The organism is Streptomyces sp. NBRC 109706 (genome assembly GCF_000974485.1).
Taxonomy (GTDB): domain Bacteria; phylum Actinomycetota; class Actinomycetes; order Streptomycetales; family Streptomycetaceae; genus Streptomyces.
This window is the reverse complement of record NZ_BBOM01000010.1, coordinates 63,432-80,400: the sequence shown is the minus strand read 5'-3', so window position 1 is coordinate 80,400 and position 16,969 is coordinate 63,432. Positions and strand designations below refer to the sequence as shown.

Annotated in this window: 10 protein-coding genes and 1 pseudogene; 5 read left to right on the top strand and 6 right to left on the bottom strand. The window is 69.8% G+C overall.

All coding sequences use genetic code 11. The features are described 5' to 3' along the window. Positions 1 to 28 precede the first annotated feature (28 nt). The 3 genes from AOM46_RS22645 to AOM46_RS22635 all read left to right on the top strand — a co-directional run bounded on the left by AOM46_RS22645 (position 29) and on the right by AOM46_RS22635 (position 7,053). A complete protein-coding gene (locus AOM46_RS22645; protein WP_062214464.1) occupies positions 29 to 2,407 on the top strand; it encodes a helix-turn-helix domain-containing protein in 2,379 nt (792 codons plus the stop codon). Between the two features lie 287 nt (positions 2,408 to 2,694). Further along, on the top strand, positions 2,695 to 3,123 hold the full coding sequence (locus AOM46_RS22640; RefSeq protein WP_062215127.1) for a hypothetical protein: 429 nt from the start codon (positions 2,695 to 2,697) through the stop codon (positions 3,121 to 3,123). Between the two features lie 6 nt (positions 3,124 to 3,129). Next, positions 3,130 to 7,053: an AAA domain-containing protein gene (locus AOM46_RS22635; protein ID WP_062214463.1), complete on the top strand. Its 3,924-nt coding sequence runs from the start codon at positions 3,130 to 3,132 to the stop codon at positions 7,051 to 7,053. Between the two features lie 425 nt (positions 7,054 to 7,478). On the opposite strand, the gene AOM46_RS22630 is transcribed toward AOM46_RS22635, so the two are convergent. Then, positions 7,479 to 8,921: an RICIN domain-containing protein gene (locus AOM46_RS22630; RefSeq protein ID WP_107080153.1), complete on the bottom strand. Its 1,443-nt coding sequence runs from the start codon at positions 8,919 to 8,921 to the stop codon at positions 7,479 to 7,481. A gap of 438 nt (positions 8,922 to 9,359) precedes the next feature. On the opposite strand from AOM46_RS22630, the gene AOM46_RS22625 reads away from it, so the two are divergent. Then, positions 9,360 to 11,291 (top strand): alpha-L-fucosidase, encoded by a 1,932-nt coding sequence (locus AOM46_RS22625; protein ID WP_062214462.1) that lies wholly within the window; start codon positions 9,360 to 9,362, stop codon positions 11,289 to 11,291. Positions 11,292 to 11,357: 66 nt separating this feature from the next. Here the strand turns inward: AOM46_RS22625 and AOM46_RS22620 are convergent, their stop codons facing one another. The 5 genes from AOM46_RS22620 to AOM46_RS22600 all read right to left on the bottom strand — a co-directional run bounded on the left by AOM46_RS22620 (position 11,358) and on the right by AOM46_RS22600 (position 16,382). Next, the gene (locus AOM46_RS22620; protein ID WP_062214461.1) at positions 11,358 to 12,248 is read right to left on the bottom strand and encodes a carbohydrate ABC transporter permease; all 891 of its coding nucleotides are present in this window, start codon (positions 12,246 to 12,248) and stop codon (positions 11,358 to 11,360) included. Then, positions 12,245 to 13,192, bottom strand: a complete 948-nt coding sequence (locus AOM46_RS22615) for a carbohydrate ABC transporter permease (protein WP_062214460.1) — start codon at positions 13,190 to 13,192, stop codon at positions 12,245 to 12,247. The genes AOM46_RS22620 and AOM46_RS22615 overlap by 4 nt, the downstream gene beginning before the upstream one ends. After that, entirely contained in the window at positions 13,189 to 14,475 is a 1,287-nt protein-coding gene (locus AOM46_RS22610) for an ABC transporter substrate-binding protein (protein ID WP_158920555.1), read from the bottom strand. Before AOM46_RS22610 ends, AOM46_RS22615 begins: the two co-directional genes overlap by 4 nt. A gap of 501 nt (positions 14,476 to 14,976) precedes the next feature. Then, positions 14,977 to 15,954: a LacI family DNA-binding transcriptional regulator gene (locus AOM46_RS22605; RefSeq protein WP_062214458.1), complete on the bottom strand. Its 978-nt coding sequence runs from the start codon at positions 15,952 to 15,954 to the stop codon at positions 14,977 to 14,979. A gap of 116 nt (positions 15,955 to 16,070) precedes the next feature. After that, positions 16,071 to 16,382 (bottom strand): L-rhamnose mutarotase, encoded by a 312-nt coding sequence (locus AOM46_RS22600; protein ID WP_062214457.1) that lies wholly within the window; start codon positions 16,380 to 16,382, stop codon positions 16,071 to 16,073. A 160-nt stretch (positions 16,383 to 16,542) separates the two neighbouring features. Here AOM46_RS22600 and AOM46_RS35560 point away from each other — a divergent pair. After that, positions 16,543 to 16,870: pseudogene (locus AOM46_RS35560) on the top strand (IS5/IS1182 family transposase); the annotation flags it as partial. Positions 16,871 to 16,969: the final 99 nt, after the last annotated feature.

Genomic DNA, 16,969 nt, shown 5'->3' with positions numbered 1-16,969 from the left:
CGTGGCGACCGTGGAAAGTGGGAGCTAGGTGAGCAACGAGCTGGGCACACTCTTACGCCAGGCCCGTAGACGCGCTCGCCTTACCCAGGAACAGCTGGCGGAGCGCTCCACCGTGAGCGTGAGCACGATTCGCCGGCTGGAGACGGGAAGATCCCCCGATCTCCGGCTGAGGACGCTGCACCTGCTGGCGGAGGCGCTTGAGCTGGACGCTTCGGAGCGGCAACGACTCACCGCGCTTCTCGACAGGTCACGGTCGGAGCCGGTCGACCGGCGGGACTTTCCCGCCCCCCTCGTCCCGACCGACAGGGCTCCCGCCGGGCCGCTGGCCGACGAGGTCGCGGACGCGGCCGCCTCGCTGGCTCGTGAGGTCAAGCGCCGCTGGCAGCGCGAGGAGCAGCAGCGCCGGGTCCACGACCCGTTTCCGCTGCCCGTGCGGTTCCGGCCGGCCCCCGCCGACCTGATGGACCTCCCAGAGAACATCCAGCGCCTACAGCCGGGAGCCGCGCCCCAGGAGCTGCGGCTCAGCGGCGATCTGCGTGGTGTCGTCGGCACCTACCAGGGGGTCGCGTCACAGCGGCTGGTCGTCCTGGGGCGGGCCGGCTCGGGGAAGTCGGTCCTGGCCATCACGTTCGTCCTCGATCTCCTCGCGGCCGCCGCCACCCCGGTCCGGATACCGATGATCTTCGGTATCGGCTCCTGGGATCCGACCAGCACCAGGCTGCGCGACTTCCTGGTCGACCGCCTCCTGCAGGACCACCCCCATCTGGCCGGCCGGCTACCTGACGGGGCGACGCTGGCCGCCGCCCTCGTCGACGCGGACGTGATCCTGCCGGTCCTGGACGGCTTCGACGAACTCGCCCCTGGACTGCGCGGGCCGGCGTTGGCCGCGCTCAACGAGACCTCCCTGCCCCTGATCCTGACAAGTCGCCGGGACGAGTACGCCCAGGCGGTCAGGGAAGTGCACTCACCTCTGGTGTGGGCCGCGTGCGTCGAACTCGCCGAACTGACCGTCGATGACCTCGACGCCTACCTCCCCCGGACAGACCGCCGTGTCATGTCCTCCGGTGGCCACGACGATGCGGGCGTGTGGGACGCGGCCCTGGAGCGCCTGCGGAGGCAGGACACGCAGGCGAGCGTACGGCTCGGACGGGTCCTCAGCACCCCGCTGATGGTCATGCTGGCGCGGACGCTGTACAGCGGGGCCCCGGGACAGGACCCCGCGGAACTCTTCGACACCGCCCGCTTCCCCACCGAGAGACACCTGGAGGAACACCTGCTGGCGGGGTTCGTGCCCACCGTCTACCGACACCGCGCTCCCGAGCGGCTGGACACAGCCCGGGGGCGGCGCGAGTACGCCCCCGACCAGGCGTTGCGCTGGCTCGGGTATCTCGCCTCCCACCTGACCAACGGCTCGCGCGAGCGGCAGGACCTCGCCTGGTGGCGTCTCGGCGAGTCCGTGCGGCTCCCGACACGCTTGCTGCACACCGCGCTGTTGTCCGCCCTGTGCATGTCGCTGGCCGCTCTGCTCCTAGAGCCCCTCGGCTACGTCTTCGTGTACTCGTTCGAGTTCAGGCTGGCGGGCTACCTGCGGTCGGTGGCGGTGGTCGGACTGTCCTCCGGGGTCGCGTTCAGCCTTGTGCACGTCGTGGTGGCCGCCTTCGGCCGGTCCGTGGCCGTCCCCTCCCAGGTGCGACTGAGGCTGTCCGCGCCACACCGGCGGACCGGGTACCGGCCACCCCGCGAGGCGCTCGTCCACCTCCTGGCCGGGCTGCTGGGCGGGGCGGCACTGGGCTCCGGGTTGGCCTGGGGTGACTTCCTGGTGCGATCCGCCAACAGCTCCTCCCAGGAACCGGCTGTCAGCGACGCGATCGTCAACATGCTGGCCTACGGGACGGTCTTCGGCCTGACGGTCGGGGTGGCCCTGGGGCTGCTCGCCGCGTTCGAAGCCCCCATGGACATCACCGCCGCCGCCTCGCCGATCCGGCTGCTGTCCGTCAACCGTGCCATCGCGATCCAGCGGCTTCTCTTCCTGGTTCCCGCCGTTACTCTCGGCTGCTCCCTCGGCGGGCACGGCATAGTCCAGCTGTGGCAACAGGTGCTGCACTGGAATCCGATCTGGCAGATGGACGCCATGGTGGTGGTGGCTCTGATCGGCGGACTGGGCGGCGCGACGACCTACCTCCTGGTGTTCACCGCGTGGGGGCAGTGGCTGACGCTGGCCCGGTTCTGGCTGCCGCTCACCGGCAAACTGCCCTGGGACACCGCCGCCTTCCTCGACGACGCCTATCGCCGGGGCGTGTTGCGTCAGACCGGCGCCGTGTACCAGTTCCGGCACATCCGGCTGCAACGTCACCTCGCCCACGCCCATGGCCGGCCCGCCGACCGGCACCGACCGGACGCGCCCTGAAGCGGGGCACGGTGAGTGGTCGTCAGGACTCTTGGCGCTGGGGCATTCAGTTGATCGCGGGGCCCGGATCGTCACCCAGGGCGAACGATCCGCGTCTCGGCGCCGGAGCAGCGCCCGCGATGGTGAGGGGCGCGTGGCCGTCACCGACCGACGGCTTTCGCGCCAACGAGCAGTGTCTTTTCGGCGACGGCCTCACCATTGTCCGAGCCGCCCACTAACCTCGTGTAACTGTGCGGTCGCGCGACTTGCCCAGACCGCCTATGGCCGAGGGAAGCACAGTGACGACCATGCTCAACGACCCGACCGGGTGCCGGATCTCAGTCGTCGACGACGATCCGCTGCGCGCGCGCAAGGACGCACGCGAACTCCTCGCGGAGGTTGCCGGCGCCGACCCCGGCGCGGCCCTGGACATCCCCCCTCGTGGTACGCCCGGCGGCACGGACAAGGGCGGGCTGTCCGTCGAGACCATCGGGGTACTGATCAGTGCGGCCTCGCTGGCCGTGGCCGGAGTGCAGCTGTGGCTGTCCCGGGTACCGCAGCGGACGATCGTCGTGGAGCGGCCCGATGGCGTGACCCTCCGGATCACCGGGAGGGAGGCTCGCGAGGACGACACGCGGATCGAGCGGTTCCTCGCGGGCGGCGCCACCGACGGCGACGACGGAGGCAGCGACGACATGAACGGCAACGGCACGGGCAACGGATCGGCGGCGGGCTGAGGGCACATGACCGACAACGACCGGTACGCCATGCTCATCGGCGTCTCCACGTACGACAGCGACAGATATCACGATCTGCCGCCGGTCCGTGCCGACCTGCACTACATGCGGGCGGTGCTGGAGAACACCGAGATCGGCCTGTACAACGACTGCGCGATGGTCGCCGAGCCGACCCGCGCGGAGATGCTGCACGCCATCGAGACGTTCCTGGCGGAACGGCAGCCGAGCGAGACCGCCTTGCTGTACTTCAGCGGGCACGGGGAGTTCTGCCAGGACGACAACCAGCTGTACTTCCTCACCCGTGACACCGACCCCAACGACCTGCCGAGCACGGCGGTGCCGTCGGATTTCCTTGAGCGGATGCTGACGGCCTGCCGCGCCTCTGCGAAAATCGTGCTTCTGGACTGCTGCTCCAGCGGCTCCGTCGTCCAGGGGTGGACAGCCAAGGGGGCCGCGGGCGACGCCGACCAGCCACCCACGGGCAGCACGCTGTTGCGACCGACCGGCGTGTACTTCATCACCGCCTCCGACGCGTTGCAGTCCGCTTCCGCGATGGCGCCGCCCGGATCCACGCTCGGTACCTCGCGGTTCACCGGCGAGATCGTAGAGGGGTTGCGCAACGGGCACATCAAGGGAGGTGGGTGGATCTCCCCGGACGACCTGTTCGAGTATCTGACGGCGCAGATGGTGCGCAAGGGCGTCCCTGAGGAGCAACGGCCCACCAAGTCCACGTTCCGGGCCACGCAGATCCTCTACTTCGCACGGTCGGTGGCACGTCCCGTACACCTGCCAGTGCTACCGAACAGCGACGCGCGGGAGGCGGTGCGATCCTCCCCCACCTTGCGGAAGGCGCGGGAGCTGGCGGCGCTGGACGCGCGAAACGGCGTGGACTGGGAGTGGCTGCTGCGCTACTACGTGCACTGCCTGACGGCCGAAGCGGCCGCCGGTATGCTGCCCGACCGTGACCGCGAAAGGGAGAAGGGCTACTTCCTGTTGGGCGGTGGGGAGGAGATCATCCAGTCGGGGCGGGGCTCGACTTTCCCCGCCCCCGGCCGCCTCCCCCGACCACGGCCCAGGCGCGACAGCGCGGACGCCAACGGCGGAACTCAGCACGTGTACTGGTACGGGTATCCGGCTGTCACGCTTCCCAGGTCCGAGGGAGGCGGTCAGGGACGTCGTGGGGCCGTGCGGATCGCGCCTCTGCTGATCCAGCAGATGGAACTCGCGCCCGACGAGGACGGCCGGGACGTGCTCCGGCCGACCGGGGTGCCGGTTCCGCACGCCGGCGTGGTCTCGGAACTGCTCGACGAGGAGGACGCGGCCGACCTCCTCGCGAGTTGGCAGCCGACCTGGCAGGAGGGCAACGACGCCCAAATGCTGCGAGCCGTACGACAGTTGTTGGAGGAGCTGGGGCTGCCGGAGCTTGAGCCGCTGGACCCGTCCGCGCTCAGCGAGCGGACCGTGGCGCAGACGCTCCGGACCGGGGCGCACAACGCCGCCGTGCTGCTGACACCGTCGAGTGCCGAGACCAACTTCACGCAGGCACTGGTGGACAACCTGCTGCAGATGTCGACGCGGACCGGGCAGATTCCCGGCACCGCGATGGACGCGTTGCTGAGCGGCGGTGAAGCGGAGGCGGACCCGAGGGCCGTTCTGGTGGCGTCGGGGCCGTGCAACGAGAGTCAGGAACTGGTGGTCTCCTCGGCGATGTCACGGACGCTGACGGTGGCCACCGGGCCGCCGGGGACGGGCAAGAGCGAGGTGGTCACGGCCGTGGTCACCACCTGCGCCGCCGCGGGACAGTCCGTGCTGGTCGCCTCGACCAACAACGAGGCGGTGGACGTCGTCGCCGAGCGCTGCGACAACGTGGCGCCGGGGCTGCTGATGCGGACGGGCAACGTCGAGAAGCAGCAGCTGGAGGCGGCCAAGCTGGATCGACTGCTCGACGAGCCCGTGGAGCAACAGCGGCGGAACTCCGCCACGGTGGGCGGAGCGCTGCGCAACACCCGGGCGCTGGCCTCCCGACAGCGGGCTGAGGCGGGGGGCCGGGTCGGCGAGGAGGTGCGGCTGCTGGACCTGCTTCAGGAGCGTGAGGAACGGGCGGGCGCGCTTGAGCTGCCGCTGCCGCTGCTGGAAGGTGCCTGGGCGACGGGGAGCGGAACGGCCGCGCTGCGGCGCTGGGAGAGCAGGGCCCGGAACGCGGCCGGGGCACCGTCCTGGCGGTTCGGCCGTTGGCGCCGGGCGCGGGCGCTGGCCGCGCTGCTCCGGTCCGGCTGCGCGTCGACGAGCGACGGCCCGCCGTGGCCCGGATGGGCGGACGAGCGGCCCGTGCCTCCTGAGACGTTGGAGAGCCTGGCGGACGTGGTGGCCGTGGAGCGCCAGCTGCGCGCACTCGTCCATGAGCACGGCGACTGGGACGAGGAAGAGCTCAAGAAGTCGCGGCTGGAGACGGCCGGTGCCCTGTCGGAGTTGTCCACGGAACTGTCCCGGGCGATCTCGGCGGAAACCCTCGCGCGGGCGCGCGGGCTGATGGGGCAGCGGGTTCAGGCGCTGCGAGGAGAACGTTCAGGTAAGCGCAAGAGCCAGCGGAACCTGATGGCGCACATCAGGGGATGGGCGATCAGCACCCACTCCGTGGGGCAGTTGGAACTGGTGCCGAAGCTGTTCGACCTGGTCGTCATCGACGAGGCCAGCCAGTGCTCCATCCCGTCGGTGCTGCCCTTGCTGTTCCGAGCTCGACGGGCGCTGATCATCGGTGACCCCATGCAGCTCGACCACATCGCCACCATCGCGCCGGAGCAGGAACGTCAGGCGCGGATCCGGGCCGGGCTGAGCGCGGCACAACTGGAGGACCACCGGCTCACCTACCACGTCCACTCGGCGTACCACGCGGCCGCGCAGCACGGCGACACCGCGCTGCTGCTCGACGAGCACTACCGGTGCCACCCGGAGATCGCCGATGTCGTCAACGGCTACTGCTACGCAGGGCAGTTGCGGGTACTCACCGACGTGCGGCGGCAGGTCCCCGCGCTCGACCCGGTGGGCACGGCCGAACCGGCGCCCGTACTGGGCTGGGTCGACGTGCCGGGCGGCTTGTCCGCGCGGGGCAGCGGCGATCGGTCCTGGCGCAACGACGCCGAGGCTGCCGCCACGCGGCGGGTGGTGGACCAACTGCTCGCGCGGCTGCCGCGGGACGCCAAGGTGGGTGTGGTGACGCCGTTCAAGGCGCAGGCGGTGGCCCTGGCTCGGATGTGGCCCGACGACAAGCGGGTGCGGGTCGGGACGGTGCACGCTTTCCAGGGCGGCCAGCGCGACGTGATGGTGCTGAGTCCGGTGGCCACGCTCAACACCCCGCCCAGGACGACGCACTGGGTGGCGAGCCAGGTCAACCTGTGGAACGTGGCGATCACCCGGGCCAAGTCGCAGCTGATCACCGTGGGCAGCCACGCGTTCTGGCAGGGGCAGAGCGGTCTTCCCGCGATCCTCGCCGGACGCTCGGTCCTGCTGGGGGCGGGGGCGGGTGCCTTCGGCCAGGAAGCGGAAAGCGGCCTTACTGGTGGGGCGCCCGGGGCCGTGCACGCCGGGAGTGTGGCGGGTGCGTTCCGTGAGGAACTCGCCGACCGGTTTCAGCAGTACCTCGAAAGGCGCGGGGTCACCGATCTCGAGCGCGCGGCCGTCGTCGGCGGCCACCCGGTGGACCTGGTGTTCACCACGGACGGGGAGAACACAGCAGTGCTGATCGATTCGGGCCCGCGCCCCGGCCAGGATCCGGCCCGGCACCTGCGGCTGGCGCACGCCCGCGAGAACCTGCTCACCGGGCTGCCGTCTGGCGGCCACGGGGCGAAGGCGTGCGAGGTGAGTCGGACGCTGCGGGTGCCGGCCTGGCGGATCATGGCGGGCGAGGACAGGTTGGATGCGCTGTTCGACTGATCCGGAGAGAGCCCCGAAGGAGAGGAGGGTGGGTCAGCGCTGGAGCAGGGAGCGGACCCACGATCGTCATGTGCCTTGGGAGTGCTGGGCGGGGTATTTACCAACGAAACCGGCCGTTTCGACTTCTACGACAGTGAATCTGGTTGTGCGGGGGGAGTTGTACCCGCCCCATCCTGGACCTCCGGCCGGGACCGCCGCGGGGCGGCGAAGATCCCGGACGAGCGGGAGTTCGCCACCAGCGGCGGGTGTCGGCCCGGTGCGGCGGCCAGGTCCGATGAGATCGAGTACTGCCTCGCCCACGCACCCGTCGGCATCGCCGGGACCCGCTGGGTGATCGAGGAAGCCTTCCAGGCCGTGGAGAACGAGTGCGGACTGGTACCGGCACCCGACCGAGGGGAGGTGGGTGTCCGGAGGCTGACGTGGTATCACTCCATGGCGCGCAGTTCGAATCCCTGTGCGCCGTCGTTCCCGCAGGTCTGCTGGACGAGTTCGGCGCCGTTCTCGGCCGAACCATCCGACACCGACAGGCACTTGCCGCTGTGCTGCGCCACCAGCCGCTTCAGTCCGTCGGGCCGGTCCTCGACGCGCCACAGCTGGTTGTCGCCGGTGCCGCAGGAGTACTGGATGACGCGCTGCCCGTCGGCGGACGACCCGTCGGCGACGTCGAGGCACTTGCCGCTGTGCTGCGCCATGATCCGCACGCGTCCCTCGCCGGCGTCCGCCAGCCGCCACCGCTGGTTGAGGCCGCCGTTGCACGCGTACTGCACCACCGAGGCGTCCTCGGCTGACGAGTTGTCGGCGACGTCCACGCATCGTCCGCTGTGCCCGGCGACCAGGGTGTGGTAGGGGCCGCCGCCGCTGCCCGTGACGGTGCCGGCCTCCGTGTCGATGACGGTTTCGGGGTACCACGGCAGGTTGAGCGTGGTTCTGGTCGGGAAGCCCAACGGCAGCCATACGTAACGGGAGTCGTTGACGGTGCCTCCGAAGGAGTTCCCCCAGCGGTCGCCGAGGTAGAGGTACGAGGTGCCCTCGGTGCCGTGCACCGGCAGGACGAACGTGGTCTGGGAGCCGTAGCCGGTCGCGTCTCCCACGTCCGCCATCGGGGTCCAGGGGCCCTCGATCGACGGCGCGGTCGCGTAGCGCTGCTGGTTGGGTTCCCAACCGCTGTTCGCCGACGTCAGCATGAAGTAGACGCCGTCCCGCCGGAAGAGGGCGGGAGCCTCGCGGAAGGTACCGGACCACGGGTTCGCGACGAGGGTGTCGTAGCCGAGGTAGTCGTCGGTCAGTCGGTAGATGTGCAGGTCGGCGTTGCCCTCCGTCGAGGTCGCCTGGTAGGCGGTGCCGTCGTCGTCGACAAAGACGGTCTGGTCCCGTGAGGTGGTGCCGCTCGGCGGCCGGAAGCTGCCCCGCCACTCGTAGTCGCCGTCGACGGTGTCGGATACGGCGACGGCGGCGCGGGCCTCGGTGTAGTCGGTGCCGTTCTCCTTGTGCATCCACATGACGAACTGTCCCGTGGAGTCGTTGTAGACGACCTTGGGCCGTTCGATGTTGGACAGCTCCAACTCAGGGTCGCTGGCCTGGGTCAGGACGTCGTTCCTGAACTCCCAGTCGCGCAGGTCCGTCGAGCGGTAGACGGAGAAGGCCCTGAAGGTGTTGTCGTCGTGGCGGTTCTCGCCGAACAGGTAGTAGTAGTCGCCGACCTGGAGCACGCCGCCGCCGTGCGCGTGCACGAGGGCGCCCGAGGTGTCGGTGAACTGTGTTCCGCTGACGACCGTCACGGGGGCGGCGTGGGCCGGTGGTCCGGCCAGAAGCATGGCGCACAGGCCGGTGACGGCCGCCACCAGGATGGTCAGGACGCGACGAGACATCGAGGTCCTTTCGGAGGGGACCGGAAGCGGACCTCCGGCCCGGGTGTGGGGGTGCTGGGGGCGCTCGACCAGAACGGGGGACGCGGCTCGGGAGCGGGGGAGGCGTCGGCCTCCCGTCGTTAAATGTTTGATCGAGTGTCTTTCCGGTGGAGATTAGGGCGGTGACGGGGGCCCGTCAACCGTCTCGACCGAACGGACTCCCCCTCGGTTTGTCCCGATCTTGCTCCAGGCATTGGATGAAGGGCATCTCGAACCAGTCCTGCAGGGCGAAAGTTTGCGTAAACCACGCACACATCTGGACACGGGCCGGCTGGCACCCTCCTAATGCATCCCATGTCCATGCGCCCTTCCTTGAGGCGTGTGTTCCTCTGTATCCCATCCCGTCCCCACCTTCTCCATGTTTGGTTTTGTTGGAGAGGGGGAGAGAGGAGACCAGTGATGTCGCATCACCTCAGCCGGCGCGGAGTGCTCACGGGCATGGCCGCCATGACCGCCGCCGCCGTGACCCTCCACGCGCCGGCCACGCCCGCGCACGCCGCGCCACTGCCGCTGCCCGTCCCGCCACCCCGCGTCCCCGAGACGGACCAGGGTGTGACGCAGCAGCCGGAGGAGAAGCTCGGCTGGCTCCGGGACGCCAAGCTGGGGATGTTCATCCACTGGGGCGTCTATTCGGGCCCCGCCAAGGGCGAGTGGCACATGGAGAACGACGCCGTGCCCCCCGAGGACTACCGGCGCTATCTGACCGAGGAGGGCGATCAGCAGTTCACCGCCGAGTCCTACGACCCTGCCGCCTGGGCCGCCCTCGCCACCGAGATGGGCGCCCGCTACACCGTGCTGACCACCCGCCACCACGACGGGTTCTCCCTCTTCCCCAGCGACCACGAGAACGCCTGGCACGCCGGCCAGGCGCCCCTGGAGCGCGACCTTGTCACCCCCTACGTGGACGCCGTCCGCGCCGCCGGACTCCGGGTGGGCCTCTACTACTCCCCGATGAGCTGGCGCTACCCCGGCTACTACGACGTGACCGGAACCAACTGCCTTCCCAACCGCTGGGGTTACCAGACCGATCCGGCGCACAAGGAGAACGCGCGGATCATGAAGAACGAGGTCTACCAGCAGATCAGGGAGCTGGTGACCCGCTACGGCGTCATCGACGACATCTTCTACGACGGCGGCTGGCTGGGACAGCAGGGTTCCGACGCCGACGCGGCCTTCTTCTGGGAGCCCGGCGCCCATCGCGACGCCGCCAACGAGTGGCCCGTGGACGACGCCTACAGCGAGACCGACCCCGCGACCGGACAACCCTTCGGAATCAGCGGACTGGTGCGCCACCACCAGCCCGACGTCGTCGCCAACCTGCGCTCCGGCTGGATCGGGGACTACGACAACGAAGAGGGTCCATCCGTTCCGACAGGGGCCATCAGGACCGGGCACCTGGCGGAGAAGTGCTTCACGATCTGCGGCAGTTGGGGCTACCGCGCCGGACAGCCCGTGATGCCCTACGGCACGGCCATGAACATCCTGGTGAACGCCTGGGTCCGGGACATCACCTGCCTGGTGAACGTCGGCCCCGACCGGACCGGGACGATCCCCTCCGACCAGGCGGACGCCGTCCGCGCCATCGGCGCGTTCCTGGACACCTACGGGGACGCCGTGTACGGCACGCGCGGCGGGCCGTGGAACCCGACGGACGGCCGGTACGGCTTCACCCACCGGGACGACACCTTCTATGTGCACCTGCTGCCCGGCTACTCGGGAACAGGCTTCACCACGCCTTCGGTCGGCGACGGCGTGGTGCGGCGGGTGTTCGACGTGGCCACCGGGCAGGAGTTGGCCCACAGCGTGGACGGCGACGCCCGGGTCACCGTCACCGGGATCGACCGGGAGCGGCACCCCGAGGACACCGTGTTCGGGGTGACCCTCGACCGGTCGGTCGTCCCCGCCGACATCGCCGTCGGGGCCACGGCCACCGCCAGCAGCGAGGAGACCAACCACGGCAACACGGCCGGCAACGCGGTCGACGGCTCCACGGCCACCCGCTGGTGCGCCGCGACCGGCGCCACCGGGGAGTGGCTGACCGTGGACCTCGGCGCCACCAGGTCACTGACCGGAACGCGCCTGGTCTGGGAGAAGGACGAGGTGAACTACCGCTACCGCGTGGAGGGTTCGACCGACAACACCACCTGGTCGACGCTCGCCGACCTCACCGGGTCGACGGACACCGCGCGGGTGCGGGCCCACACCTTCACGGCCGACGCCCGGTACGTCCGGGTCACCGTCACCTCGCTGCGGGCGGGGAGCTACGCGTCGATCCGCGAACTGGAGCTGTACGACCGGCCGTTCGGCACCAGTCCCGACCAGGCGTCCTGAACGGCCCGGGCGTGCCGGGGGCGACCGCCCCGGGCACGCCCCGCCCCGCCGTCGCCCTCGTCCCCGCTACATCTTGAGGCTGCCCGCCGACACCCCGGACCGCCAGTAGCGTTGCAGCAGGACGAAGACCAGCACCACCGGGAACACGGAGACGAAGGCGCCGACGATGGTCAGCGTGCCGAGTTGGGCCACCGAGGCCGACTGCTGCGACCAGTCGACCAGACCGAGGGTCACCGGGAACAGCCGCTCGTCGTCCAGGACCAGCAGCGGCAGCAGGAACGAGTTCCAGCTCGCGGTGAAGGCGAACAGGAGCACGGTCGTCAGCCCCGTCCGCATCAGGTGCACCGCGATGGTGAAGAAGATCCGGAACTCGCCCGCCCCGTCGAGCCGGGCGGCCTCGACGATCTCGTCCGGGACCGACGCCCTGGCCGTCACGTAGCACAACATGACGCCGAACGGATAGACGAGCGAGGGCAGGACGACGCCCGCCATGGTGTTGTTCAGCCCGAGCCACACCAGGAGCAGGAAGATCGGCTGGGCGACCACCGTGGCCGGGATCAGCAGGCTGGCCAGCAGCGCCCCCATGAGGAGCCTTCGTCCACGGAACTCGTACAGGGCGAGGGCATAACCGCACAGGGCGCAGACGAGGACGGTCAGCAAGGCGCCGAACACGGAGTAGACCAGGGAGTTGAGGAGCCAGCGCGAGAAGATCCCCGACCGGTACGCGAACAGCGCCTCGATGTTCTCCCACAGCCGCCAGTCGGCGAACGCGAACCCCGGCGTCGAGTAGAGGTCGCCGGCCGACTTGGTCGAGGCGATGAACAGCCAGGCCACGGGCCCGACGAAATAGACGACGGCGGCGGTCACCATCACCCGGGAGAGGGTCCGCGCCCACCAGGACGATCCTTCGCGTGCCCGCCGGCGCCCGCCGCGCACCGTTGCTGTCGTACCGCTCATCGCTTCGGGCTCTCCTTGCTGCGGTCGAACCGGGACACGGCGAGCGACAGGACCAGGCTCACCACGGCCAGGACGATGGCCATCGCAGCCCCGAGGTTGCGGTTGTTCCCCATCGTGGTGACCTCCAGGATCGCCATGTTCGGCGTGAAGTCGGACGAGACGTTGGAGGTGAGGCTGCGCAACACCTCGGGCTCGTTGAAGAGTTGCAGCGTCCCGATGATCGACATGAGGCAGGTCAGGAGGAGCGTCGGCAGGATCAGGGGCAGTTTGATGCCCAGCGCGATCCGCAGCCCGCCCGCTCCGTCCAGCCGCGCCGCCTCGTACACGTCCGTCGGGATGGCCTGGAGCGCGGCGAACAGGATGACCATGTTGACGCCGATATAGCTCCAGGTCGTCACGTTCGCGATCGACCAGAGGACGGTTCCGGGAGCCAGGAAGTCCGCCTGGACGCCGACGGATTCCAGGAAGCCCACCACGGGACTCACCCCGGGCTGGTACAGGAACCCCCAGAGGAGGGCCGCGACGACGCCGGGAATCGCGTACGGCAGGAAGATCACCAGCTGGACGGACTTCTTGAACCGCACGAGGGCGGAGTCGATGAGAAGCGCGAACACCAACGCGAGACCGAGCATGACGGGCACCTGAACGATTCCGAACAGGAAGACGCGGCCGAACCCGGCGAGGAACTCGGAGTCCCCCAGAGCAGCACGGAAGTTGTCGAAACCCACGAATTCGAGCGAGGGCCCTTCGCCGTCCAGGCCCAGGCCCGAGCGTCGCATACCGAAGAAGCTGCTGACGATCGCGTAGAGCGTCGGCGCCACCAGGAACGCCAGGAACAGCGCGACGAAGGGGGCCACGAACAGGTACGGCGCGCTGCGTGCCCTGCCCCGGTTGCGGCGCCGGGGAGGTCCGGCCGCCTTCCTGGCGGAGGTGAAGGAAGTCATCTGACCGTCAACCCCGTCGACTCGATGATCTCCCGCGTCTCGGCCGCCGCGTTGGACAGGGCCGAGGCGAAGGTGATCTGGCCGTTCGCCACCCTGTTGAACTCGTCGCCGAGCGCGGAGAGCGCCAGGTCGTAGGCGGGCCCCTCCACGGCGGTGCGCGACGGGTTCGCGGCGGACTCGACGAAGGGCTCGGCGATGTTCTGCCCGCCCCAGAACTCCCGTGGCTCGTTCAGCGCGGGGGAGTCGAAACCGGCGACGGCCGCGGGGAAGAGCCCGCCGTCCCGGATGAGGATCTCCAAGGACTCCGGGGAACCGTTCAACCAGCGGAGGAACTCCGCGGCCTCCTCCGGATGGTCGGCTGTCCTGGTGACGATGTTCACCGACCCGCCCAGCTCCCCGTAGGGCCCCTCGCCGTCGTCCGACGGGCTTGGCACCACGGCCCATTTGCCGGCCAGGGCCGGGGCGTTCTCCTCCAGCAGCACCGGGAACCACGCCGCGTAGTTGATGGACGCGATCGTGCCGTTGTTCACGTTGGCCCAGAACTGGGGGGTCCACATCTGCTCGACCTTGATCAGATCGTTCTCCAGCAGGTACTGCCAGCGCTCCGCGACCGGTTGGGTCTCGGCGTTGTCCATCTCGACGGTCCAGGCGTCATCGTCGATGCCGTACCAGGAGCCGCCGCTCTGGATCTGGTCTCCGTACCAGAAGGACGGCTCGTTGGGGGAGAAGTGTGCGAGGTAGACGTCGGGGTTCGCCGCGTGCAACTCCTCTGCCGCCGCCGCATACGCGTCCCAGGTCCGCGGTACCTCGATGCCGTACTCCTCGAAGATGTCCCGGCGGTACATCAACGCCACGGGCGCGGCGTCCTGCGGCACCGCGTACACGCGTTCCCGGAAGACGACCCCCGCCCAGGCGGCCTCGGAGTAGAGGTCCTCGTCCTCACCGAGGTACTCGGTGAGGTCCTGGGCCCGTCCGTCGATGACGTAGTCCGGCAGCGCGTGGACCTGCAGCTGGGCGATGTCCGGCGCGGTCCCGGTGTCGATCTGGGACGGCATGTTGGCGATGTCCGCACTGGCGATCCGGGTGAAGTCCACCCGGATGTCGGAGCGTTGGGCGTTCCACAGGTCGACGGCACGCTCGATTCCGGGCACCCAGCCCCGGAACGAGATGGTCACCGGGCCTTCCGCGCCGGAGCTGCCGCCGCCCGTGCAGGCGCTCGTCACCAGGACTCCCGTGACGCACAGCGCCGCCAGCCGCCTGCCGGCCCGAGACGGCGATGTCATGTCGGCCTCCTTCCGGTGGTGGACGTCGAACCGGTGCCACCCGGTGAGGTCGGTCGTCGGTGCCACCGGCGAGGCGCGCCGTCCGGAGGCGCGGTCGGCGCGATGCGGCCGAGATCACCCCACCGGGTCGCCGACACGACCCGTCCCGCTGTCTCCTGGGCCCTCATGGGACTGTCCGCCTCCGTGTCCGTGAACATTCCCGTGAATGTTCACGAAGCCCGGTGTCGATGTCAAGAGATTGAACAAAAACCACCAGAAGGCGGATCCTGGGGTGAGCCGTCGCGAGCGATTGCGAGCTGTCGCGAGGGCGCGGGGGAGGCGGTGGCGAGCGCCGACAGGGCGCCCGAACGCGGCGGGGATCCGTACGACGTGTTCCGTCCCTGCGGCTGACCCGACCTCAGCCGTGCCCCGCCGTCCTCAACTCACTCCGACAGATTCCAACAGACCGGCAGGCCCACGTCCGTGGGCGAGGACCGGGCCACCACGGGGCGCACCGGGTCGCTACGCGGACTCCCGCCGCAGCAGGTGAGGGGTGACGACCCGGGTGATCTGACCCGGGGACTCGTCGGAGAGGCATCGCCTGGCGATGTCGAGGGCAGCGACAGCGATGGCGTGACGGTCGATCGAAAGCGAGGTCAGAGGGGGATATGTCACCGCTCCCAGCGAGAGTCCGTCGATGCCGACGACCCTGACGTCGTCGGGAACGGCCAGCCCCAGGGCGTGGGCACTCTGGAGGGCGCCCATGGCCATGAGGTCGTTGAAGACGATCACCGTGTCGACGTCCGGCGCCACACCGCGCAGCCGCACGAAGGCGTGGGCCGCGCCCTCAATGGTCTCGGGCGCCGTCTCGACGGGAACCCCGGAGCGGCCGGCGAACTCCTCGAAGACCTCCCGGCGCGGGGTGGGCCGGTAGGGAGGCCCGGTGCGTTCCGAGTCGATCATGGCGAACCTGCGCGAGCCCTGTCGGCGCAGGTCGTCGATGAGTCGCGCCATGCCCTCGCGGAAGTCGAGCAGGACCGAGTGCGCTCCCGGCATCGTCGTGGGGCGCTCGATCAACACGACGGGCACGCGGCGGGCGGCGCGGACGACCGACTCCTCGGGCTCTTCGAAGTAGCCCGCGATGGCATCGACCTGGGGCGCCAACCGGGCGACGACCTCGGGGCCGGAGGAACCCTCACTGGTCGCCATCAGGATCTGCCACCCCTCGGCGGCAGCCACGTCGAGGACGTCCGCCGCCAGGTCCGTGTAGTAGGGGTTGCGAAGGGTGCCGACGACCAGGCCCAGCGAGTGATGCTTCTGGCGGGCCAGGTTGCTCGCGAACCGGCTGGGACGGTAGCCGAGTTCCTCGCTGACCCGGAGCACCTTCTCGCGCGTGGCCGGCGTGATCTCCGCCATCGCGTTCATCGCGCGCGTCACCGTCTGTCGCGAGACGCCGGCCGCGGCGGCGACATCGTTGATCGTGACGCGCTTGGTTCCCATGCGCCAGAATCTACCCGCCGGGCGCCGGCCGACCGCTCCCGGTCACCGAGGGAGGCGCCCCCGTCACCGGGGCGGGACCCTAGCGGGAGGCCACCGGCGCGGTCGGCCACGGTGGGTCACTCCAGACTCCACACCATCGGCAGGCCGTCGTCCTCGCCCGAGTAGTCGTCCTCGACCTCCAGGAGATCGGCCATCCGCGCCTGCCAGGCCAGGTTGACCGGATCGTCGGCGAGCGCGTGGCGCATCGCCCGGTAGTCGGTCACCTCGATCTCGTGGAAGAGTTCACGCCCACTGCGCCAGATACGCCAGCTCCGAACGCCGGCGGCGCGCAGCCGCGTCGCCAGCTCGGGTGGGATGGTGGCGTGGACACGGTCGTACTCCTCCTCCCGGCCGGGCTTCAACCGGGTGTGGACCGCGACGCGTTGCATCTTGAGGACACCCTCCCGAGGCGGCAGTGAAGAGCAAACCTTATCTGTGCCTCCCGGACCCCCGCATTCCCCGTGTGGGCGTGGCTGCCGGCCACATGCTGCAACCACCGGACGGTCCACGGCACCCACTGGTGGGGGCGGTGCGCGAGGGACTGTCGTCCGGACCTGGCCCGGTGTCGTAGCCGGCGGCAAGACCTATTCCTCTCGCCGCATCCGCACCTACCTGCGCAGAGGCGGAATCAAGGCCGTGGTTTCCGAGCCGAAGGACCAGGCAGCGAACCGCCGGAGGAAGGGATCACGCGGCGGGCGCCCCGTCAGCTGTGGCCCCGGCCTCTATCGCGAGCGCAACACCGTCGAACGCGGCATCAACAAGATCACGCCCTGGCGGGCCTGGCCACACGCTACGACAAAGACCCCGCCAACTATCAATCGGCCTCGGACTCCGCGCAGCACTCCTCTGGATCCGCAGCCTGCAACCCACCTCGTGATCACAACATCAGACAGACCCTAAGGCAGGCCCGGGCAGCTCCGCTGCGGCTAACTGTGAGTTCGGCGTTACCGGCTACGCGGGTTGTAGCCCTCGAATG